The organism is Streptomyces sp. NPDC001970 (assembly GCF_053594115.1).
The window spans coordinates 118,209-140,465 of sequence record NZ_JBSFDW010000025.1 but is presented as its reverse complement, the minus strand read 5'-3'; the positions used below and the strand labels follow the sequence as shown (position 1 = coordinate 140,465).

Annotated in this window: 17 protein-coding genes; 14 read left to right on the top strand and 3 right to left on the bottom strand. The window is 71.3% G+C overall.

Annotated features, from left to right (window positions below; all coding sequences use genetic code 11):
• Positions 1-210 precede the first annotated feature (210 nt).
• Positions 211-1,767: a DUF1254 domain-containing protein gene (locus tag ACWCP0_RS27275; protein ID WP_451081409.1), complete on the bottom strand. Its 1,557-nt coding sequence runs from the start codon at positions 1,765-1,767 to the stop codon at positions 211-213.
• Positions 1,768-2,047: 280 nt separating this feature from the next.
• On the opposite strand from ACWCP0_RS27275, the gene ACWCP0_RS27270 reads away from it, so the two are divergent.
• Positions 2,048-2,566 carry a hypothetical protein gene (locus ACWCP0_RS27270; protein ID WP_451081408.1) on the top strand — a complete coding sequence of 173 codons (519 nt, stop codon included), beginning with the start codon at positions 2,048-2,050 and terminating at the stop codon, positions 2,564-2,566.
• A gap of 132 nt (positions 2,567-2,698) precedes the next feature.
• On the opposite strand, the gene ACWCP0_RS27265 is transcribed toward ACWCP0_RS27270, so the two are convergent.
• Positions 2,699-2,833 (bottom strand): hypothetical protein, encoded by a 135-nt coding sequence (locus tag ACWCP0_RS27265; RefSeq protein WP_451081407.1) that lies wholly within the window; start codon positions 2,831-2,833, stop codon positions 2,699-2,701.
• 443 nt (positions 2,834-3,276) lie between these two features.
• Here ACWCP0_RS27265 and ACWCP0_RS27260 point away from each other — a divergent pair, with 443 nt between their 5' ends.
• From ACWCP0_RS27260 to ACWCP0_RS27210, 11 genes are all read left to right on the top strand, one after another.
• Positions 3,277-3,480, top strand: coding sequence for a hypothetical protein (locus ACWCP0_RS27260; RefSeq protein ID WP_451081406.1), 204 nt, complete (start codon positions 3,277-3,279; stop codon positions 3,478-3,480).
• Positions 3,481-3,490: 10 nt separating this feature from the next.
• Positions 3,491-5,443, top strand: a complete 1,953-nt coding sequence (locus ACWCP0_RS27255; protein ID WP_451081405.1) for a BTAD domain-containing putative transcriptional regulator — start codon at positions 3,491-3,493, stop codon at positions 5,441-5,443.
• Positions 5,444-5,447: 4 nt separating this feature from the next.
• Positions 5,448-7,691: a TOMM precursor leader peptide-binding protein gene (locus ACWCP0_RS27250; RefSeq protein ID WP_451081404.1), complete on the top strand. Its 2,244-nt coding sequence runs from the start codon at positions 5,448-5,450 to the stop codon at positions 7,689-7,691.
• A complete protein-coding gene (locus ACWCP0_RS27245; protein WP_451081403.1) occupies positions 7,681-9,699 on the top strand; it encodes a TOMM precursor leader peptide-binding protein in 2,019 nt (672 codons plus the stop codon). Before ACWCP0_RS27250 ends, ACWCP0_RS27245 begins: the two co-directional genes overlap by 11 nt.
• A 39-nt stretch (positions 9,700-9,738) precedes the next feature.
• Positions 9,739-11,334, top strand: coding sequence for a SagB family peptide dehydrogenase (locus tag ACWCP0_RS27240; protein ID WP_451081402.1), 1,596 nt, complete (start codon positions 9,739-9,741; stop codon positions 11,332-11,334).
• 39 nt (positions 11,335-11,373) lie between these two features.
• Complete coding sequence (locus tag ACWCP0_RS27235; RefSeq protein ID WP_451081419.1) at positions 11,374-14,127, top strand: lantibiotic dehydratase; 2,754 nt, start codon at positions 11,374-11,376, stop codon at positions 14,125-14,127.
• 173 nt (positions 14,128-14,300) lie between these two features.
• Positions 14,301-15,311 (top strand): lantibiotic dehydratase C-terminal domain-containing protein, encoded by a 1,011-nt coding sequence (locus tag ACWCP0_RS27230; protein ID WP_451081418.1) that lies wholly within the window; start codon positions 14,301-14,303, stop codon positions 15,309-15,311.
• Entirely contained in the window at positions 15,308-16,435 is a 1,128-nt protein-coding gene (locus tag ACWCP0_RS27225; protein ID WP_451081401.1) for a M50 family metallopeptidase, read from the top strand. The genes ACWCP0_RS27230 and ACWCP0_RS27225 overlap by 4 nt, the downstream gene beginning before the upstream one ends.
• A 95-nt stretch (positions 16,436-16,530) precedes the next feature.
• Entirely contained in the window at positions 16,531-17,460 is a 930-nt protein-coding gene (locus ACWCP0_RS27220) for an ABC transporter ATP-binding protein (RefSeq protein WP_451081400.1), read from the top strand.
• Between the two features lie 66 nt (positions 17,461-17,526).
• Positions 17,527-18,279, top strand: coding sequence for an ABC transporter permease (locus ACWCP0_RS27215; protein WP_451081399.1), 753 nt, complete (start codon positions 17,527-17,529; stop codon positions 18,277-18,279).
• Complete coding sequence (locus tag ACWCP0_RS27210; RefSeq protein WP_451081398.1) at positions 18,276-20,240, top strand: TOMM precursor leader peptide-binding protein; 1,965 nt, start codon at positions 18,276-18,278, stop codon at positions 20,238-20,240. Before ACWCP0_RS27215 ends, ACWCP0_RS27210 begins: the two co-directional genes overlap by 4 nt.
• A 98-nt stretch (positions 20,241-20,338) precedes the next feature.
• On the opposite strand, the gene ACWCP0_RS27205 is transcribed toward ACWCP0_RS27210, so the two are convergent.
• The gene (locus tag ACWCP0_RS27205; RefSeq protein ID WP_351225823.1) at positions 20,339-20,515 is read right to left on the bottom strand and encodes a thiazolylpeptide-type bacteriocin; all 177 of its coding nucleotides are present in this window, start codon (positions 20,513-20,515) and stop codon (positions 20,339-20,341) included.
• A gap of 221 nt (positions 20,516-20,736) precedes the next feature.
• On the opposite strand from ACWCP0_RS27205, the gene ACWCP0_RS27200 reads away from it, so the two are divergent.
• Together ACWCP0_RS27200 and ACWCP0_RS27195 are read left to right on the top strand one after the other, a co-directional pair.
• Positions 20,737-21,966 (top strand): amidohydrolase, encoded by a 1,230-nt coding sequence (locus ACWCP0_RS27200; RefSeq protein WP_451081397.1) that lies wholly within the window; start codon positions 20,737-20,739, stop codon positions 21,964-21,966.
• Complete coding sequence (locus ACWCP0_RS27195; RefSeq protein WP_451081417.1) at positions 21,966-22,223, top strand: hypothetical protein; 258 nt, start codon at positions 21,966-21,968, stop codon at positions 22,221-22,223. Before ACWCP0_RS27200 ends, ACWCP0_RS27195 begins: the two co-directional genes overlap by 1 nt.
• The last annotated feature ends 34 nt before the right edge of the window (positions 22,224-22,257 follow it).

Here is a 22,257-nt window from a genome sequence, read left to right as displayed (position 1 = left end):
AAGGACCTGAACACCTCCTTTCGCTGGTAGATGCGACCCGTGACCGCCCTGTCGTAGGGGGCAGTCGGGAGCGCGACAAGGTGTAGAAGACCGAGTCAACAAGCTCGGTCGTTTACGGCCGAGAAGTTGACGGAAGGAACTGGCACCCGCCCCGGAGTCGGCAGTCGCGCCGAATCTTCCAGCTCAAGGCCTCTGTCCAGCACGGGCGGGTCAGTCGACGCGGGTGAGCGGAGGGCATTCCCACGCTGCGTCCACGACCTCGCGGTGCGGCCGGTACATGCGCAGGATCACGAACCAGGTGCCGTTTTCGGGCGTGGGGAGCCAGTTGGGCTCGCGGTCCTCTCCCGGTGATGTGGACTGCAGATGGATGGTCACACCACCGTCGGGGTCCGTGACGAGTCCGGGCGTGCGGTCCCCGATCGAGTAGCGGCCGACCGGGTTGGGGATCAGGTTCATGTCGTCGCCGTACGCGGACAGGGACCAGAAGGCGTCGACGGGCGGCATCGCGCTCGCGCCGAAATGCAGTGTGTACCGGCCGGACGACAGCTTGTTCCCGTCCGCGTCGTCGTAGTTGAGCAGATAGACCGCCTCGTCTGGATCGTTGGCCATGATGCCCGCCAGCGACTGGTCGGCGGCGCGCTTGAGGAAGTCGTCGCCGAAGCGGCCCATCTGCGGTGGCGGATAGCGCCAACCGTTCACCACATGTGCCCAATCGCCGCTGAGCATCTGCTGTTTGAGCATCGGGACACCGACAGCCGCAGCCCGGACGAGGTTCTGCTTGACCGTCTCCGGCTGGGCCTCGACATCGAGACCGGGACCGATGCCGACCTCGGCGAACTGCTTGAGCAGGATTGCGTGGTGCGCCGGTGGCGGGTTCTCGGCGAGCATGGCGTTGAGCGTCTTCCACGGGCCGAGCGGGTCCTGCGCGGGGTCCGCCGGCGCCAGTACCTCGCGGCTCGCCGGGAGCTGCGTCTGGTCAACGGCCCCGCCGTCCCGGCCGAAGAAGCTGAGCGGGGTGAGCCGGTACTGGGCTTGGAGCGACTGTACGTTCGGCACGTCGTCCGCGCCGTCGACCAGTGTCCTGCCGAGGATCAGGATCCACGGGCTCGGCGCGGTCGCGACACGGCGCACACCATCGGGAAGCCTCCCGCTCCAGTCCGGACCGACGATCGCGAAATGACCGGCCTTCGATCCAGTGGAGCGCTGACCTATGTAGTCGAAGTTGTCGGAGGTGATGCCCATCAGCTCGAAGGAGAAGTAGCGATCACCCATGTCCGGGTGCGAGAGGATGACCGGCTCGCTGCGCAGGTCCACCCACGCGGTCGAGTACAGGGTGTCGTTGTTCGGACATCCGCCGTCCTGGTACGAGGCGTCCAGCAGTTGCTGCGCGTGCCAGAAATGGTTGACCGCGGCGTACGGCACTGTTGCCGGGTCACGGGGCTGGGTCACCCACTGGTGGCGGAGCCGGGCGTTGTACATGTACGGAAGACCGTAGACGAATGCCTGCTCACCCAGCGTGTATGCGTACTCCCCACGCCAGTTGCGTACCCGTCCGGTCAGGATGGGGGCCACCGCCTGCCGGACCAGTGGCAGCGCGTGAGGCAGATGCCGGAACCGGTCCACAACGGCCTGCGGGTGCCGTACGGCACCCGCCGCGGCCCGCCCCGCAGCGCCCGCGGCGTTCGCTGCCCGGTTGATGGTGGCCGTGATGCCTGCGGCATCGTCGTGCGTCCGCCGGAGCGGACGGTGACGCGTGGCTTCGGACATGATCATGTCCCTTCCCCTGGTGAACAACTCGTGGGAAAGCCTGTGCACCCCTTCTCACCATAGGACTCATCCGCAGGAGCGCCAACGCGGACGAGATCCGCCGGCCCGCGAAGGCAGCCTGCCTCCGGCGGTGACCCGAGGGCCCTCCAGGCTTTCCCGGGGCCCCGGGAAAGCCTGGAGGCATCGCCACCGGGGTGTGCGGCTGGTCGTCGACCGCGAGGGCGCCTTGTCTCCACCTGGTGCCGCGCCTTCCTGCGGGAGCCACCGCCGAGGAGGGTGTGTGCGACAGTACACACTCGTGGTGACAGAGACGGACATCGAAGCGGTGCTGCGTGCGGTCGACCGGACGGCAGGCCCCGATCACCTGGAATTTCCTGACGGCTTCGACCACCGTCGGGCCCTCGCACGTGTCCATGCTCTGGTCGAGCGGTTGGAGAGCGGTTTCGACTGCCGCTGCGCGGTCGACACCGCTGTTCAGGACGCGAGCTTTCACGGGGATGTCGTCGTCCCGGCTGAGATGACCGCCGCCGGAAAGCGGATCACGTTCCGGCTGAGCAACTTCGGTGCCTTCGCCGTCGTCGCCGCGGAGAACCCCGGCAGCTACCTGGACCTGGACGAGGCAGAGGCGCAAGGCGCCCTGACTCGTGCCGACCGCCGTACGGCCGAGGCCGCGGTGGTTTCCCTCGGCTACGTGCTGATCCCGGAACGTGCCATGTGCCGCCCCTACGACGGGGTGACGCCTCTGGGCGAGTACAGCGAGGGGGCAACCTGGTGGACCCGGTTCTTCGACTACCTGTGATCCGCCCGTAGGAGGCGCGCCCGTATCTGCGCCCGCGGTGCGAACGTCATGGTGCGAACGTCCGGTCCGCCACCAACTGACCGGTGAGGGCGCCGTGAATGATGGTTGTCGTGGCGAGGACGGTGCCGGACCCTACTGCCTTACTTCGGCATGTGCACCTGCTTCACGGAGTTCGGTGACCATGGCGTTGGCGTCTTCTTCCGACGCGTTCTCGAGGACGGGCACGGGAAGTTGTCCGAAGAGGGCCTTGCAGCGCCACGAACTCATCCCTGTCTGGCTGTGGAGTATCTTCTCGACCTCGATGCCCCGGGGGGCAAGGGGCAGTCGGAACGACGCTGTGCGGCTGGTCGTCGCAGACCGGCAAGAACGAATCGCCCACCGTGTGCTGGCCCTTCCATCAGTCCGCAGACGGTCTGCAGCATACGGCGAGGCTCGGTGGTCACGTTCCGAGGAGGATGCGCGTGCGCACCTCCAGTGGTCCAGCTACGCGCGTCTTGCTGCGGTGACACGAAGCTGCAGCGGCCGGTGCATCATGCTGACAACTTCCCGGCCGCTGTGGCCGCCCGGGTCCTGGCAAGGTCGCACCTGGCGGAAATCCCTCATCACGTGAGCCACAGGGAGCAGACGTGTACCTGATGTCACTTGCGAACAAGCGTGCCCGCGGTGTGCGTGTCGTTCTTGCACTGGGTGTTGCGGCCACAACGCTCTTCATGTCCGCCGGTGTTGCCACCGCGAGCCCCGCTCCCGGATCCCCGGCGCCGCAGGTCGCGTCCCAGCACGACACCGGCGGCCATGGTCCCGTGGAGGAAGCGGCGCAGGCGTTCTGCAGAGGCGTGGAGGCCGCGGCGCGGCAGGGGATCGTGCTGCCCGAGCCGGTGCTCGCCCTGTGCAAGCAAGTCAACGGCTGGGACTAGGCGAAGGGCGATGCGGTTTCTGCTTCTCGGACCGCTGAGCATCTGTGACGGTCCGAGCACCGTGGTCCTGCCCCCCTCGAAACCCACCATCCTGCTGGCCTCGCTCCTCCTCCACTCCAACACCGTGGTCTCCGTCGAATACCTTCAGCGGGCCATGTGGGGCGAGGAGCAGCCGGCCACCGCCAGAGCGGCTCTGCAGACCTGTGTGCTCCGCCTGCGCCGGCTGTTCGTCAAGCACGGCGTCACCGAGACACCGATCGAGGCCGTGCCCGGCGGCTACCGCATCACCGCCGGGCCGAACGCCCTTGATCTGATCGACTTCCGGGAGCGGGTGCGGTTCGCTGCCGGGGCCGCTCACGACCGGGACAAGGAGCTCTACACGCTGAAGGAGGCGCTCACCCTGTGGCAGGGGCCGCTGCTGGCGAATGTCCGGTCCGACGTGCTGCAGCGCGACGAGGTGCCGAGGCTCGCCGAGGAGCGGCTGCGGAGCGTGGAGCGCGTGTGCGACCTGCAGCTCGAACTGGGCTTTTCCGGTGACGCGTTGGTCGAGCTGTGGAGCGCCACCCGCGCCTACCCCGGCCATGAGCGCTTCCGCGAGCAGCTGATCGAGGCGCTCTACCGGACCGGGCGGCAGACCGAGGCGCTGGCCGAGTACCGGAAGGTGAAGGAGTATCTGCGCTCCGAGCTGGGCGTCGACCCCTCTCCCGCGCTACGGGAGCTGGAGCTGGCGATCCTGCGCGGGGAAGACCTGGGCCGCAGGCCCGGTGAACGGCAGGAACGCACCGTCTCCCTCCGGCCGGCCCTCGCAGGTGCGGCCGTGGTCCGCGGTGAACTGATGGCCGCTCCCACGGCGGACGCCGATCGGACGGCTGTGGGGACTGCCGGCACGACACATCACAGCGGCCCCTCCGTTGTGGCCGGCCGGCCTGGCAGTACGGCCGACCCGGGCCGCACCGGGCACACGGTCGCGGCGCCCGAGGCGCCTTTCGCCGAGACGTCGTTCGTCACTGCGGTGCCGGTGGTGCCGTCGTTCACCGGCCGGGCCGCCGAGGCCGCGGCGATCGCCGCGCGACTTGTGGAACAGGGCGGCCCCGAGCCGGTGACGGTGCTGGTGTCCGGGGCGCCGGGCATCGGGAAGTCGGCGCTCGCCCAGCATGTGGCCCATCTGGTGCGCGACAGCTTTCCCGCCGGACGGCTGTTCGTGAGCATGGTTCGCCCGGACGGGACGCCGCGCACCGCGGCCGAGGCGGCCGGAGCGGTGACGGCCGCGCTGCGGGACTCGGAACCGGAAGGCCGGGCGCTGCTCGTGCTCGACGACGTCGTGGACCCGGACCAGGTCCGGCCCCTGCTGCACATACGACCGGACGTCGCGACCGTCGTGACCAGCCGGATGGGTCTCGCCGGTCTGATCGCCACCCACGGCGGCTGGGTGCAACGGCTTGCGCCGCTCGACGAGGAGGAGTCCCTGGAGTTGCTGCAGGCGACGCTCGGCGCCGACCGGGTGGCCGCCGAACCGGAAGCGGCCCGGCAGCTGGCCGAGGCCTGCGGCCACTATCCGCTCGCCCTGCGCATTGTGACGGCGCGGCTGCTGACGCGTCCGGCGCTGTCGCTGGCGGACTGCGCGGCGTGGCTCGGCGAAGACCCGCTCGCCGGGCTGTCCCTGCCGGGATCGCCCCACCTGTCCGTCGGCCATGTGCTCGCTTCGGCGCTCGACCGGCTCGGTCCGCAGGCGGCCGAGGCGTTCTTGCACGTCGGCCGGCTCGGCCAGGAGAAGTTCCACGCCACGGACTGCTCGGCGCTGCTCGGGCTGCCCGTCGGCGAGACCGAGGACGTACTGGAGCGGCTGGCCGACGCCGGCCTGCTCGAAGAAGGACCTCCGGGCCCTTACCGGACGCATGAACTGCTGCGCGTCTACGCGCGCAGAAGAGACCCGCGACGAAACTCTCCCACGCAGAAGGTGTGAGGTCATGGCTGCCGATGTCATCGAAGCAGACGACGCGAGACCGGTGTTCGACTCTCTTGCCACAACACGGCCCCGTATCCGCCGCGATGTGCTCTTCACCCGGACCCCGGGAGGAGTGATCTTCCACAACGCCGACGGCGGCTTCCACCTGACAGGCCGTACGGCCTACCGTTTCGCGTCGCTGATGGTGCCCCACCTGACCGGCCTGCACCGCCTGGCCGAGATCTGCGCCGGTTTCAGCCCGCAGCAGCAGACCATGGCGGCCGAGCTGGTCAAGACGCTCTACGAGCGGGGCTTCGCTCGGGACATACCGGAGAGCGACGACGACCCGGAGGGCGGCAGGGACAAGGCCGTGGCCCGCCGGTTCGCCGCCCAGATCGCCTATGTCGACCACTACACCGACCAGGCTCCGCAGCGCTTCGGGCGCTTTCGTGAGACGGCTGTCGCGGTGCTCGGCGACGACGCGGTGGCCCGCTGGTGCGCGCTGAGCCTGGTGCGCAACGGCTGCGCGCGGATCGCCGTGGCCGGTGATGTCGCCCAGGTGGCGGCGGAGGCCGCCGAGGCCGCCGAGGACGGCTGCCCGGTACGGATCGAGGCCGTGGCGCTCGACGCCGGCTGGCCGGCCCTGGAGGAGTACGACGCGGTGCTGGTGACCGGCGCCGGCGCCGCTGCACGTGTCCACCGGCTGCTGCGGGAGGGCGTGCCCGGCGGGAAGACCCTCATCCCGGTGTGGACCTTCGGCGAGCTGGCCGTGGTCGGGCCGCTGAGCACCGCCGGCTCGGCCGGCTGCTGGTCGTGCGCCGTGCTGCGGCTGGGCGGCAACCATGACGCGGGCGCCGCGGCCGGCGTGTGGAGCGAGGTGGCGGGTGCCACGGCCGACGCCGGACCGCTCGGACAGGGCCCGCTGTTCGGCCCCGTCGCCGCCATGGTGGGCAATCTGCTCGGTTACGAGACCTTCCGCATCGCCACCGGAGCCCTGCCGGCCGAGACGGACCGTCAGATCCTCGTGCAGAACCTCCAGTCGCTCGACGTCGTCGCCGAGCCGGTGCAGCCCCACCCGCGCTGTACGCTTTGCGCCGCCCACGCGCCGGCCGAGCCCCTGCCCGAGGCTCCCGGCGCGCTCGCGGTCCCCGAGACCGCGACGGTGGAGACCGCCCGCGAGGCGGAGGCGGTCGTCGACGAGCTCAACCGCATCAGCAACGCCCTGGTCCGTCCGTTCGCCGGCGTCTTCAGCCGCTTCGACGACGAACCCCTCACGCAGACCCCGCTGAAGGTCAGCCGCATCCAGGTCGCCGTCGGCAACGGCGTGCGCCGCACTGTCGCCGCGTTCGACGTGCACCATCTCGCCGGGGCACGGATGCGGGCCATGTACGCGGCGGCCGAGACCTACGTCGAACACGTGGTGCCGGTGCGGCGCGGTACTGCGCACGCGCAGGAACTGCCCGCCATCGGGCCGGAGGTGCTCACCACAGGCAGCGGCACCGGCACCGCCGCCGATGTCACCGCCTGGGTCGCCGCCACCTCGCTGCTGTCCAAGGAGCAGGTCAGGGTGCCGGCGGCAGCGGTGCGCCCGTTCGGTCCGTACAACCGCGACCGGGTGGTCCTCGCGAGTTCCGCCGGTGCGGGCGCGGGCAGCAGCGCCCAGGAGGCGGCGGGACGCGGACTGCTGTCGGCGCTGGCGCACGACGCGCTGTTGCGAGCGGTGCGGGGCAGCACACCGGTCGCGCCGGTCACCCCGGGCGAGGACCGGGACCAGGACCCGGAGCTGGTCTTCCTGCTCAAGTCCGCGGTCAATCTCGGCATCGAGGCGGAGCTGCTGGACCTCGGTGAGGGCGCGCGTTCCTCCGCCGAGGTGGTCCTGGCACGACAGAGCGGTGCCGGGGGCAGCGCCCGCTGGGCGGTGGCCGCGGGCCTGAACCGCCGCCAGGCGGCGTGCGCCGCACTACGGGACCTGCTGGGCCAGGTGCAGCTCGCCGCCGAGGACACCGACGAGGACGCCGAAGGGGAGATCGACACGGGCGACCCGCTGGTCACCGACCTGGCCGCGGGCACGATCGTCGTGACCGGCGCACCCGTTGCGGCAGATGCGCCCGGAACGACGTTCGACGCGGTGCTGAATCGCCTGCGTACCTCGGGGCGGGACGTGCTGCACGTCGCCACGACCCCCGCCGACCTGCCCGCAGGCGGCATCCACACTGCGCGGATCCTGCTCACCGCCGGCCACGGGAACGGCACCGATGCCCGCTGAGCCCACCGAGTCCACCGAGTCCACACCCGTCCGGGAGCGGTCCTGCCAGGAGCTGACCGCGATGCTCCACCGCACCCTCGCCCTGCACGCGCTTGACACGCCCCTCGACGTCGCCGCCCTGGGCGCGCACAACGCTTTCGCGGCCGAGACACCGCAGACGACCCCCGCCACCGTCGAACCCACCGTCGCGGATGCGCGCGCCGGAGCAGCAGCGGTCCCGGACGCCGCCGGACCCGTACCCGTGCGGATCTACGGGCACCACGCCGTCGTCGGGCCCCTCCCCGGTGGCGGCCGCAACGGCCGCCGCCCATGCGTGCGCTGCCTGGAGCGCCGCTGGCAGGCCGTGCGGTCCATCGCGCTGCGTGAGGCACTGGAACTCGGCTCCGGCACCAAGGAGGCGGGCACGTCCCCGTACATCACGCCGTTCACGGCGGACGCGCTGGCCGCACTGATCGCCGCCCTCACCTCCAGCGGCGGGCCGGACACCGGCAGCTTCCCGCCCGTACACCTCGTGGACCTGCGATCCCTGACGGTCCGCCACTATCCGCTGGTACCCGATCCGGAGTGCCCGCGCTGTGCCGAACCCGAGCGGGACACGGCCGAAACGGCCGCGCTGACCCTGCACCCCGCGCCGAAGACCGGGCCGGGCAGCTTCCGCATCCGCGACATCGACGACTACGACCTGTCCGTCGAGGCATTCGCCAACCCCGTGTGCGGCTCGCTCGGCCCGTCGGTGGTCCTTGACGTGTCCTCCACGTCCACCTCCGCCACCATCGGGTGCTTCTCCATGCGGTCCGGCACCTATCTGCGCGAGACGTTCTGGGGCGGTCACGCCGACACCTTCGGCGACAGCCTGCGGATCGGCGTACTGGAGGGACTGGAGCGGTATGCCGGCATGCGCTCGCGTGCCAAACGCGCCGAGGTCCGCGACTCACTGCACGGGCTGCGGGCGCGTGGCGAGCACGCGCTCGATCCACGGGAGTGCGGGCTGTACTCCGACGCCTTCCACCGCGCCAACCCGCACGTGAAGCCCTTCACCCCCGACCGCGCCGTCCCCTGGGTGTGGGGCTGGTCGCTGCGCGACGCACGGCCGGTCCTGGTGCCCGAGGTGCTGACGTACTACCACGCGCCCGGCCTGGAGAACCGGTTCGTCCAGGAGAGCTCCAACGGCTGTGCCTCCGGCGGCTGCCTGGAGGAAGCCGTCTACTTCGGCCTGATGGAGGTCGTCGAGCGGGACGCCTTCCTGCTCACCTGGTACGGGCAGGCCCGGCTCCCGGAGATCGCCCCGGGCACCAGCAGCCGGCCCGCGACCCGCCACATGGTCGACAGGCTCGCGATGTACGGCTACGAGGCACGGTTCTTCGACACCCGCATCTCCTTCCCCATCCCGGTCGTCACCGCCGTCGCGGTCCGCCACGACGGCGGTCTGGGCCGGATGTGCTTCGGCGCCGGAGCCGGACTCGACCCCGAGGCCGCCCTGGCCGGGGCGCTGTGCGAGATCGCCACCGACGCGGTCAACCTCCAGGGCCGCACCGAGCGCGACGAGCAGCGGCTGCGCGCGATGGCGGAGGACTTCTCCCGGGTGGCGGCGCTGCACGACCATCCCCTCGCATACGGAGTCCCGGAGATGGGCCGGCACGCCCACTTCCTGATCGGTGAGCCCGGCGAGCCCCGCCGGCCTCTCCACTCGATGGCCGCCCTCTACGGCAACGGTTCGGTGCCGCCCGTCTCGGACGATCTGCGCGACGACCTCGCCCGCTGCGTCGACACCGTCACCGGCGCCGGATTCGACGTGATCGTCGTCGACCAGACCATGCCCGAGCAGCGGGAGATGGGCCTGCGGACCGTCAGCGTGCTGGTGCCGGGGCTGCTGCCGATCGACTTCGGCTGGACGCGCCAGCGGGCCCTCGGAATGCCCCGGCTGCGCACCGCACTGCGGGAAGCCGGGCTGCGGGAGCGCGACCTCGTCCCTGCCGACCTCAACCCCGCACCCCATCCCTTCCCCTGACCGGGCCCGGCCCGGCACCGCACGGACAAGGAGCAGACCATGGGGTACGCCCATGACTACGCCGCTGCGATCATGCAGCGGGGCCGGGTCCCGATGCCCCCGGCGGACTTCGTCCCCAACTGGGCCGACGGCCCGCGCAAGACCAAGTTCTACCCGGGCGCGGACGCCCTGCCGCTGCCCGCGTGCGACTACCCGGCCGATGCGACGCTGGACCGTGGGCTGGCGGGGCCCGGAGCTGACGCCCCGGAGCGGGCGTTCGACCTGGTGACCCTGTCAGGGATGCTGCGGGACTCCTACGGCCTCACCGGCCGCCGGCTCGGGGTGCAGGCCAACACCGACCTCGACGCACTGCCGTTCTATCCGCTGGCCAACTGGTCGCGGGGCACCGCCTCCGGCGGCGGCCTCTACCCGGTCAGCGTCTACTGGGTCTGCGGCCCGAGCGGACCCGTACCGCCCGGGGTGCACTACTACGCGACCCGGCACCACGCGATGCAGAGGCTGCTCACCGGGGACGTCTCCGGTGAGGTACGTGAGGCGCTCGGCGGCGGCGCCCCGGGCGCGGACACCGACCAGTTCCTGGTGCTGGGCATCAAGTACTGGCAGAACGCCTTCAAGTACAACTCCTTCTCGTTCCACGCCGTGACCATGGACGTGGGGACCGCGGTACAGACCTGGCGGATGTGGGCACGGGCGCAGGGTCTGTCGGTCGAGCCGCTGATGTGGTTCGACGAGGAGCGGCTGGCCCGGCTGCTCGGCCTGCGCACCGAGGAGGAGGGCGTGTTCGCGGTCGTACCGCTGCGCTGGAAGGGCGGCGTGGCCCTGCCCGCGCCCGGGCCCGTTCCCGTGACGGGGCCGGCGGAGGTCCGCCGCCGCGACGTCGAGCGTTCGCGCACCGTCCTCACCTTCGACGCTGTGACGAGGATGCAGGCCGTCACGTCGGAGCGGGCCGCCGAGCGGCCCGCCCTCGACGCGCTCGCCCCGGCGGCGGCCCCCGCCGCCAGGGCGGGCAGGCCGGCCGTGGCGCTTCCCGCCCCACGGCCGCTGGACACCGATGTGCGCACCGCGCTGCGCGGGCGCCGCAGCAGCTTCGGCCGCTTCGACGCCCAACGCCCCATGGACGCCGCACAGTTGGCGTCGTGCCTGTCGGCAGCGGCGAGGGGTGCCGCGCTCGGCGGGGACGCCGGCACGAGCCGACTGGCGGCGCTCTACGCGTTCGTCAGCCATGTCGACGGCGTGGCTGCCGGTGTCTACGCCTACGATCCGGCGACGCACACCCTCCGGCTGGTCAAGGCGGGCCCGCCGGGAGAGTTCCTGCAGAAGAACTACTTCCTGGCCAACTACAACCTGGAGCAGGCCGCGGCGGTCCTCGTGCCCACGATCCGCACCACCGCCGTGCTCGACGCCGTCGGCGACCGTGGCTACCGGCTGGTCAACGCGACCATCGGAGCGATCTCGCAGAGCCTGTACACCGCCGCCTCCGCCCTGCAGCTGGGCTGCGGTGTGGCCCTCGGGTTCGACAACGTCTCCTACATCGAGGAACTCGGCCTGGGGGAGACGGGCGAGGCCCCGCTGCTGATCATGATGGTGGGCAATGAACGGCCCGCCCCCGCCGACTTCCGGTACGAGATCGCCTGACCGATGGGTACCGGAAGGGGGAGGACCACGATGCCGTTCATGCTCCGCGTCGCCGGGCTGCCCGTCGACACCGTGCGAGAGCTGCGCTGTCCCGACAGCCGCCGCTGGGCGGACGACGTACTGCGCGAGTCCGAGCGGCTGCGTGCCGCCGGCGAGGCCGTCGGCGATCTGCTGCACGGTCTGATCGGCCGCAACGAGGACGAGGCGTCCCGGCGGATACTGCTGAAACTGCGCCGCGAGGTGTTCAACAACCGGCTGCCGCGGGACGTGGACGCCGCCGTCACCCAGGTTGCCGCGCTGGACGCGGCCGCCGGTGGCGCGCTCGAGCGGTGGCTGACCGACCGGCGCGCACTCGCGGCGCTCCGCGCGGAAGGCGCCGCACTGCTGGCGGCCGAGATTGGTCGCAGTCGCGCCGCGCTGGGCCGTCTGGCGGGGGAGGAGCGGCTGCGCAAGGGCCTGCTGCTCGCGTCCCCCACGCTGGACGCGCAGCTCGACCGCTATCTGCGGGAGCTCGCCGAGCAGCCGGCCCGGGTGCTCACCAAGAAGCAGCGGAAGATCGAGCGTTCGCTCCTGTCGTATCTGTACCGCACCGCCTGCAAGACCAGCCCGTTCAGCACCTTCACCGGAGTGATGCCCGGCGAGTTCACGGACCGTTTCGGTGAGTCGGGTGAGTCGGGCGAGTCGGGTGAGTCGGGCGACGCCGACGGCACCTGTGGTGCCTACGGCACCGGCGCTGGCACCGGCACCGGCGCCGGCGGCGGGCTGGAGCTGCGGATCGACGAGCACTGGACGAGCCGTGCCCGCCTCAACGTGACCGCGCTCGACCGCCTCGCCCAGGCCGTCGTCGCCGACCCGGCCCGCCGGGCGGACCTGCCGGTGGCGCTCGCACCCGGATGGGGCCGCGACGACGACCGGGTGCGCTATGTGCGCCGCTGGATCACCACCGGCGACGACGACACCGCCGTCACCTTCGACGCGGTCAAGGACCGGCTGTTCTTCCTGCGTCGCAGCGGCACCCTGGAGCGGCTGATCGGACTGTTCGAACAGCGCGGCAGCCTCCGCTACGGCGAGCTGTCCGACTGGCTCGCCGCGGACCGCGGCGCTCCGCCCGGCGAGGCCGAGCAGTATCTGCGTGCGCTGCTGGACCTCGGCATGGTCCAGGTGCCCAGCCTGCGCACCGGCGTCCACGACGTCGATCCGCTGCGCGCCTTCCAGCGATCGCTGCGTGAACTCGGCCGTCCGTGGGCCGCGGAACTGGCCGACCGCCTCGGCGCGCCGCTCGCCTGCGTGGACAGCTTCTCGGACGCGGACCCGGCCGGCCGGCGCCGGCTGCTCACGCGGCTGCGGGACGACCTGCGCACCATCCAGGAGGAACTGGGCGCCGAACGCGGCAGGGTGCCGCAGACGGTGCTGTACGAGGATGCGGCCGCCGGCCGCGGGGGCGAACTGGCCCTGGACACATGGACGCGGTCGGCGGCCGGCCCGCTCTCCGCGGTGGAGCGGATCCTGCCCGCGTTCGACCTCACCCTGCCCCAGCGCATCACGTTCAAGGGCTTCTTCCTCGCCCGGTACGGCCAGGGCGGGCGCTGCGACGACCTGCTGAAGCTGGTGCACGACTTCCACGAGGACTTCTTCGACCAGTACATCTCCTTCACCGCCCGGCGTACCGCCTTCGACTCGGCGGGAGAGTACGTGCCGGAGGAGAACTGGCTGGGCCTGCCCCAGCTCAAGGCGCTCGATGCCGCCCGCCAGACCTTCGTGACACGGATGCGCGCACTGTGGGAGGCCGGACAGGACGGCGAGGAGATCGTCCTCGACGACACCTTCCTGTCCGACGTGTCCGACGAACTGGCCACGGTGACCGGGCCGTTCGCCCCGATGAGCCACCACGTCCAGCTCGCCGTCGCCGGCAGCGGTGACCCACTGGTCGTCCTCAACCGCTCGTACGGCGGTGTGTCGTTCCCGTTCAGCAGATTCGCCCACTGCTTCGACGGACTCGAGGAGCGGCTGCTGCGCCGCGCCACGGACCTCTGCCCGGACGGTGCCGTGCTCGCCGAGATCACCGGCGGGCCGGTCACCAGCAACCTCAATCTGCACGGGAGGCTGACCGAGTACGAGATCGTCTGTCCGGGCGAGACGGCCACGCTCCCCGAGGAGTTCAGCCTGCACCTGGACGACCTGTACATCGCTCACGACGAGCAGGCGGACCTGCTCGTCCTGCGGTCGAAGCGGCTGGGCCGCCAGGTGGTCCCGGTCTATCTCGGCTATCTGGTGCCGCTGGCGTTGCCCGAACTGCCCCGCACACTGCTGCTGCTCTCGCCCACCTCGATGGCTCCGCTGAACGTGTGGGGCGGTGTCCCGGAGAGCGAGCCCTCAACGGGGGTCACCCGCAGGCCGCGGGTGCGCCACGGCAGTGTCGTGCTGAGCCGGCGCAGCTGGAGCGCGCCCGCGGCCGTGCTTCCGCTGCAGTCACCCGGAGTGGCGGACGAGGACTGGTTCCTCGGCTGGCACGCGTTCCGGCGCGCACACCGGCTGCCGGACCGGGTCTTCGCGACGGTCTCCGACAGCGGATCGCGCGGCGCCACCAGCGCCAAACCGCAGTACCTGGACTTCGACAGCCCCCTGTCGCTGACGGCGTTCGAAGGGCTGCTGAAGACCGCGGAGGCCCGCGTGGTCCTCCGCGAGATGCTGCCCGACGAGGACGCCCTTCATGTGATGTCCGAGCGGGGCCGCCATGTCGCCGAACTGGCCGTGGAGACCGCTGTCCCCACCCGACGGAAGAGCCGAGGATGACCGCCACCGCCGCCGACGCCCACACCGAAGGCACCGAGGGTGCCGCTTCGGGCTCCGACACCACCGTCGCACCCGCACCCGCACCCGCACCCGCACCCGCGCCCACAACCGTTACCGGTACCGCCGGGGCCTGGCAGGCCACCCACATCTTCTACGCCGCCAATCCGCGTCCCATGCTCCTCCAGTGCGTCCGACCGCTCGTGGAGCAGTTGGAGGCCGAGGGGCTGATCGCGGGCTACTTCTTCATCAACTACTGGCTGGAGGGGCCCCACGTCCGGCTGAGGCTCAAGCCGTCCTCACCCCAGGCCGAGGCCGAGGTGAGGCGTCGCACCGAGGAGGCGGTCGACGCCTTCCTCGCCCAGCGGCCCGCGCTCTACGAGGTCGACTCCGGATTCCTCAACGACTTCTACAACACCCTCTTCGAGATCGAGTTCCCGGGCGCCGAGCGCGGCCACTACACGGACGACCAGGGCCGCATGCGGCTGCGTCCCAACAACTCCCGCAGCGCCGAACCGTACGAGCCGGAGTACGGAAAGTACGGCGGCCCCGCCGGGATCGAGCTTGCCGAGTGGCACTTCCGCCGCTCCAGCGACCTCGTCATCGACGCCTTCCGCACGAAGAACCTCCACCTGCGCACGGTCCTGCTCGGTACCTCTGCGCAGCTGATGATGGTCATGTCCGGCACCTTCCTGCCCGGGGACTCGGAGCTGGCCGACTACCTCGACAGCTACTACGAGTTCTGGCACCGGGCCTTCCCCGGCACCGGCTTCATCGGCAGCGAGGAGTACGACCGCAACTACGCCGCCATGGCGCCTCGTCTCGCGGCCCACTTCGCCCGCATCCGCACCGCCGTCGGCGACGGCGAGCCGGGCCGACTGCCCGCGTTCTTGGCCGGTTGGGCCGAGCACTGCGCCGAACTGCGTGGACGCGCCGAGAAGCTGGCGACCGACGGCGACCTCGTCTTCCGCTCCTGGGACGGTGAGCGGGACGAACATGTCACCGACCCGGCCGTCGCGCTTCCCCTGCTGCTGTCTCCCTACATGCACATGACCAACAACAGGCTGCACGTCACCATCAGGGACGAGGCGTATCTGGCCCACGCACTCGGCCGCGCGCTGCGCGGAACGCTGCCCGGAGCGGTGCCCGGAACGCCGCACGAAACGCTGCCCGGGAAGATGCCGTGACCGCCTCCGCCATTCCGGCCCACTACCGTCCCGAACTCCGTGCCGGCGTGCTGATCAGCGAACCGCTGCTGCACGGCCCCGACATCGTTCACCTGATCAAGAACACGGAGAGCGGGCAGTCGTTCAAGGTCGGGACCAAGGAGCACTTCCTGATCTCCCGCATGGACGGAACTCGCACTCTGGAGGAGCTGGGAGCGCAGTACGCGGAACACTTCGGGCGGCGCCTGGCGGACGCGAACTGGCAGCCGATCCTCGCGATGCTCGGTGCGCGCGGGCTGCTGCGAGGCGGGCCGACGACGGTCCCGGGGCACCCGCAGCCGCAGAGCCCGCAGCCGGAGGCACCCGCGCGCGGCCTCCTGCGCGGCAGCATCCGGCTGGTCGCCGACGCGGACACGACAGCGGCCCGGCTGCACCGGGCAACCCGCTTCCTGTTGTCGCCCTGGACGGTGCTGCCGTTGCTGACGCTGGTGGCCGTCATGGAGGTGAACCTGCTGCTGCGCCTCGGCCGGCTGCTGGACGCCACCGCGGACCTGTTCACCGATCCGGCACTTCTGATGGCTGTTGCCACGCTGCTGTGGCTGAGCACCGCCCTGCACGAACTGGCCCACGGCGTGGTGGCCCGGCACTACGGTGGACGGGTGGCGGAGATCGGGCTGCGCTGGCGGCTGCCCGTGGTGATCATGTACTGCACCGTCGACAACTTCCTGCATCTGCACGGCCGATGGGGCCGGATCGCCACCGCCGGGGCGGGCGCCGTGATGAACCTGCTGTTCCTGCTGCCGTTCTTCGCGGTGTGGTCGCTGGGTCCGCTCGACCCGGCCACCCACCAGGCGCTGGGCGCGCTCCTCCTCCTGGGCAGCGTGCAGGCATTCACCATGCTGATCCCGCTGCCTCCGCTCGACGGCTACAAGATCGCCGGCCAGCTGCTCGGGGCCACCGAACTCGCCGCTTCCACCGGCACGTACGTACGGCTCGCCGTCCGGCGCGACCAGGCCGCGACCGGTTACCCGGCGCGCGCCCGCCGTGCCTACATCGCCTACGGACTCGGCGCGCTGCTGGTTCTGGGCGCGCTGGCAACAGCCGCCGTGCTCCTTGTCCACCACTTCCTGACCGCAGCCCGATGAGCAGGCGCTCCCGGCCGACCGCCGAGCGCAGTCCGCAGTCCGCAGTCCGTGAAGCCCGAACCGCACCGACCTTGTACGCACTGAAGGAGAGTTCCATGCCCCCCACCCCCGGCCCGCAGGACGGCCCGGCCGTCGCCCTCGACGACGTGCACAAGCGCTACGGCAGGATCCAGGCCGTCGACGGTGTCTCCCTCACCGTCCCGCGCGGGGAGTTCTTCGGCCTGCTGGGCCCCAACGGCGCCGGAAAGACCACACTCGTCGAGATCATGGAGGGCCAGCGCCAGGCCGACTCGGGCACGGTCTCCGTCCTCGGTCACAGCCCCTGGCCGCGCAATCCCGCGCTGCTGCCGCAGATAGGCGTCCAGACCCAGTCGTCCGCGTTCTTCGTGCGCCTCACCGCCCGTGAGCACCTGCGCACCATGGCCGCCCTCTACCGCACGGACCACGCGGCTGCCGAGCGCGCCCTCGCCTCGGTGGGCCTGACCGAGCAGGGCGACATCCGTGTCGACGATCTCTCCGGCGGCCAGCGTCAGCGCCTGGCCATCGCCTCCGCACTCGTCCACCGACCCGAGCTGATCTTCCTGGACGAGCCGACCGCCGCACTGGACCCGCAGGCGCGCAGGGCCCTGTGGCAGGTGCTGCGCGACCTCAAGGGAGAAGGCCGCACGATCATCTACACCACCCACCACCTCGACGAGGCCGAGGCGCTCTGCGACCGGGTGGCCATCCTCGTCGACGGCCGGATCGCCGCCCTGGACAGCCCCGGCCGGCTGATCGCCCAGGGCAGTCCCACCACCCGCCTGGTGGTACCGGCCGAGCGGCTCACCCTGGAGGCGGCCCGCGCCATCCAGGGCGTCGACCACGCCACGCTGGACGGCGACACGATCGTCCTGGAGACCGTGGACGCCGGCCACGTCCTGGCCGCCGTGGACGCCATCGCGGGGCTGCAGGGCGTCCAGACCCGCACCGCGAGCCTCGAGGACGTCTACCTCGAACTGACCGGAGCGGCCGAACCGAAGACGTAGCCCCGGGCCGTACGCCGCAACCCCCACCACGCCCCGCCCCCTTCGCACCTACGGAGACTTGCGACCATGAGCGCCTATGCCGCGCTGAGCCAGGCCGGATACCGGGCCTACACCCGGGACAAGACCACGCTCTTCTTCACCTTCGCCTTCCCGCTCCTCTTCCTGATCGTCTTCGGCCTGATCTTCCATGGCCAGAACGTCGAGGAGAGCGGCAAGCCGTACATCAACTACATCGCACCCGGCGTCCTCTCCTGGGGCGTCGGCAACGCCGCTGTCTTCGGCGTCGCCTTCGTCCTCATGCAATGGCGGCGCGACGACATCCTGCGCCTCATCCGGATGACACCGACGCCCGTCTCCGCGGTGCTCGCGTCCCGCTACGTCCTCGCCGTCACCATCGGCGCCGTCCAGACCGTCATGTTCGTCGCCGTCGCGATGCTGCCCTTCTTCGGGCTGAGCGTCGCCGGAAGCTGGCCGTGGGCCCTGCCGGTCCTGGTGCTCGGCGTCACGGCCTTCCTGATGCTGGGCGTGATCGTCGGCTCCTACGCCAAGACCCCGGAAGCCGTCGCGGCCGTCGCCAACTGCCTCATGATCCCGATGGCGTTCCTCTCCGGCTCGTTCTTCCCGCTCGACATGATGCCGGACTGGATGCAAACCCTCTCCCAGGCCCTTCCCCTGAGCTACCTCAACGACGGCATCTCGGCCGCGCTCACGGGCGGCAGCACCGGTGACATCGCCGTCGACTGCGGTGTGCTCGCCGCCTTCGCCGTCGTCTTCGGGGCGATCGCCCTCAAGACGTTCCGCTGGAGCGACCAGTCGTGACGACCGCCGTCCCCACGCCTGCCGCCCGCGCCGACGCGCCCCTGGAACAGGGCCGCACGCTGCTCCAGGACGAACTGGCCGCGCGCCATGCGGCACTCGGCCGCACCGACGTGCCCGTGCCGCTCGTCGTCCCGCTGGGAGCGGCCGACGTCCTCGGCTTCGGCCGCCCGGATCCGTATGCCACCCTGCGGCCCTCGGCAAACGTCCAGCTCACCGCCCGGGCGGTGCTGGTCGGACCATGGGGCGGCGACGACGCGGCCTGCGGGCAGTGTCTCGCCATGCGCTGGCAGCGGCTGCGCAGCCGCTCGGAGCGCGAGGCCCTCGAGCTGGGCGGCGAGCCGCACGGCGCCGCTCCATGGCCGCTGCTGACGCCCTACACCGTGGAAGCCGTCTGGTCCGTCTACCAGGCGGTCCTCACCGGGCACCACACGCCACCGGCCACCGGCGCGGCCGATCGCGCACTGCCGCAGGTCACCCGCGTCGACCTCACGACCCTGGCGACCGCGACCTTCCCCCTGCTGCCCGAACCGCTGTGCCCCTCCTGCGTGTCGGACATCCCGGAGACCGCCGAGGCCGCGCACATGCGGCTACGCCCCTCACCCAAGCCGGCTCCCGGCAGCTACCGGCTGCGGCCGATCGGCTCGTACGCCCTGCCGGAGATGGCGCTGGCCAACCCCGTCTGCGGGGCGCTGGGATCCAGCACCTGGATCAACCCGTCGTCCACCACCACCGCGCCGGTCGCCGGCACGAACTTCGTCCGCGGCTACGCCGGCCTCAACGACGTCACCTGGAGCGGGCAGGCCAACAGCTACGCCACGAGCCGCACCCTCGCCCACCTGGAGGGCCTGGAACGCTACGCCGGAACGCACCGCCGCCGCGGCACCACCCCGGTCACCGCCTCCTACGACACACTCGTCGCGGACGGCGTCCCCGTCCTCGACCCGGCCGAGTGCGGCTTCTACGCGCCCGAGACCTACGAGCAGGACCCCCTGGTCAGCCCGTTCGACCCGGCCAGGGAGATCCCCTGGGTATGGGGCCACTCGCTGCGCGACGACCGCCCGTTGCTCGTCCCGGCGCGGCTCGCGCACTACAGCGCGGGAGTGGAGGCGGACAACTTCGTCTTCGAATGCTCCAACGGCTGTGCGACCGGCGGCAGTCCCGTGGAGGCGATCCTCTTCGCCCTGCTCGAACTGATCGAACGGGACGCGTTCCTGCTGACCTGGTACGGCCGGGCGCGGCCGACCGAGATCGATCTGAGCACCTGCCGCACAGCGATCCGGGCCATGATCGACCGGGCCGCGCTGCACGGCTACGACGTCCATGCCTTCGACACCCGGATGGACCTCGCCGTACCGGTGGTCACCGCGCTCGCCGTGCGCCGCGACGGCGGGCCGGGAACGCTCTCGTTCAGCGCCGCGGCCGGCTTCGACCCGGAGGAGACCGTCGAATCGGCCCTCTCCGAGGTCCTCACCTACATCCCGCACCTTCCCTACCAGGTCGCCGAACGCCATGGCGAGCTGCAGGCGATGGCACGGGACTACACCAGGGTGCGGCACCTCAAGGACCACGCCCAGCTCTTCGGACTGCCGGAGATGGCCGTGCACGCGCGGGAGTTCCTCGAGCCGTCGACTGTGCTGCCGCTCGACGAAACCTTCGGCGACTGGGCGGACGTCCGCCCGCGGACCGAGGACCTGCTGGACGATCTGCGGTTCCTGCGGGACCGGCTGGTGGGCGCGGGGTACGACGTCGTCGCGGTGGACCAGACGACGCCGGAGCAGCAGCGGATGGGGCTGTACACGGTCAGCACGACCGTTCCCGGCATCCTGCCGCTGGACTTCGGCTGGTCACGGCAGCGGGCCCTGCTGATGCCACGGCTGCGGACCGCACTGCGGGATGCGGGACGGCGCGAGAGTGTCCTGCCCGAGTCCGGGATCAAGGCCGTTCCGCACCCGTTCCCGTGAACCTGCGCGCATCGGCCCTGGCCGGGACGCGGAAGATCCCCTTGTGCGACGGGGACGCACAAGGGGATGCGGTCCGGATGTCCGGACGTCCTGGGGTATCAGGCGCTGCAGGAGGTGGTGCTGGTGGTGCTGGAGCAGGTCGAGGTCGACGAGCAGGACGTCGAACCGGCCAGGACGACCTCGGCGGCGTCGGAGTAGTCCGAGATCTCGAAGGTCTCCGACTCCAGTTCCAGGATCTCGTCGGCAAGGGTGGCGAGCTCGGGCTTCGTGGCCATGGCTTCTCCCTGGGTACCGGGGCCCACCGGCGGTTCCGGCAGGGCTCCCTCGTGGAGCCATTGCAGTCGCACGTCCTCTCACCTCACCTCGGCTTTCACTGACACCCCGCTGACATCTGCTGTCAGTCGGGCGCCGAAGGTCTGTCGCACCGGTCCTGCACGCTGGCCGGCGACACCTTCACCGCCCCCTGCAGCCAACAGGAAGAGGCATTGAGGCGCCGATGACCGAAACCGACATTCCACGCGACGTACTGCGATCCGCGCTGGGGCTCTATCTCGACCTGCACGCCCATCCCGAACTGTCGGGCGCCGAAGCCCGCACCGCAGCCGTCCTGGCCGGGCGGCTCGAGCAGGACGGCTGTACGGTCACCCGCGGCGTGGGCGGCCACGGCGTGGTGGGCGTGCTGCGCAACGGGCCGGGCCCCACGGTCATGGTCCGCACCGAACTCGACGCCCTGCCCGTGACCGAACGCACCGGCCTGCCCTACGCCAGCACCACCGCCGGGGTCATGCACGCGTGCGGTCACGACCTCCACACGGCTGCGGCCTCCGGCGCCCTCACGCTCCTCGCCCAGAGCCGCGACACCTGGCACGGCACCGTGATCCTGGTCGGCCAGCCCGCGGAGGAGACCCTCACCGGAGCCGACGCCATGCTGGCGGACGGCCTCTACGAGCGCTTCGGCACACCGGACGCGGTCCTGGCCCAGCACTGCGCTCCGCTGCCCGCGGGCACGGTGGCACACGGGCGAGGGCCCGTGATGTCCGGCAGCGTCGCGCTGGACGTGGCCATCCACGGCCGAGGCGGTCACGCGGGTGCCCCGCACCTGGCCGTCGACCCCGTGGTGACCGCCGCGGCCGTGGTCCTGAGGCTGCAGACGCTGGTGTCGCGGGAGACCTCTCCGACCGAACAGGTCGTGCTCACCGTCGGCTCGCTGCACGCCGGTGACCGGCCCAATGTGATCCCCGACGAGGCACGCCTCTCCCTGTCCGTCCGGGCGTTCTCCGACACGACGCTGAACCGGCTGGTGGCTGCGGTGGAACGTATCGTGCGGGCGGAGTGTGCGGCCTCCGGCTGCCCCAAGGAACCGGAGTTCACCGTCACCTCGCAGTCGGCCGTGCTGAACTCGGACGCGGCAGTGAGCCGGCTGGCCCGGCGGAGCCACGAGGAGGCCTTCGGACCGCACCGTGTGACCGACTGGCCCGGGTCCACGGCCACGGAGGACTTCGCCCGCTTCGCCGCAGACGGCGTGCCGACGGCGTACTGGATACTGGGGGCCACCGGGGTCCGGCAGTGGCGGGCGGCAAAGGACGGCACCACGCCCCTACCGCCCAACCACTCACCGGAGTTCGCCCCCGACGTGCGAAACGCCCTCCCGGCCGGTATCACCGCCATGGCCGCTGCCACACTGCGCGTACTGCAGGCGCCGAGTGACACGAAGGGAAAAACATGATGACGACCAGCCCGGTGGACTACGTCGACGTCGTCGCGGTCCGCGACGACCGGTCCGCCCCGGCGGGGGAGACCACCGTGATCCGGCTGCTGGGTCTCCTCCCGGGCCACTGGTCCTGCATCCCCGAAGTCGCCGCCGACCGCATCCGCCTGCGGATCGGACTCGACGCGACCACGGACCGCACCGCGGTCAGCCACGCCGTCACCCAGGTCCTCGCGGACTCGGCGCTGCGCGGCTGGTCCCGCGACCACGCCTGACAGCCTGCGAGGACCGTGGCCGCGACACCCGGAA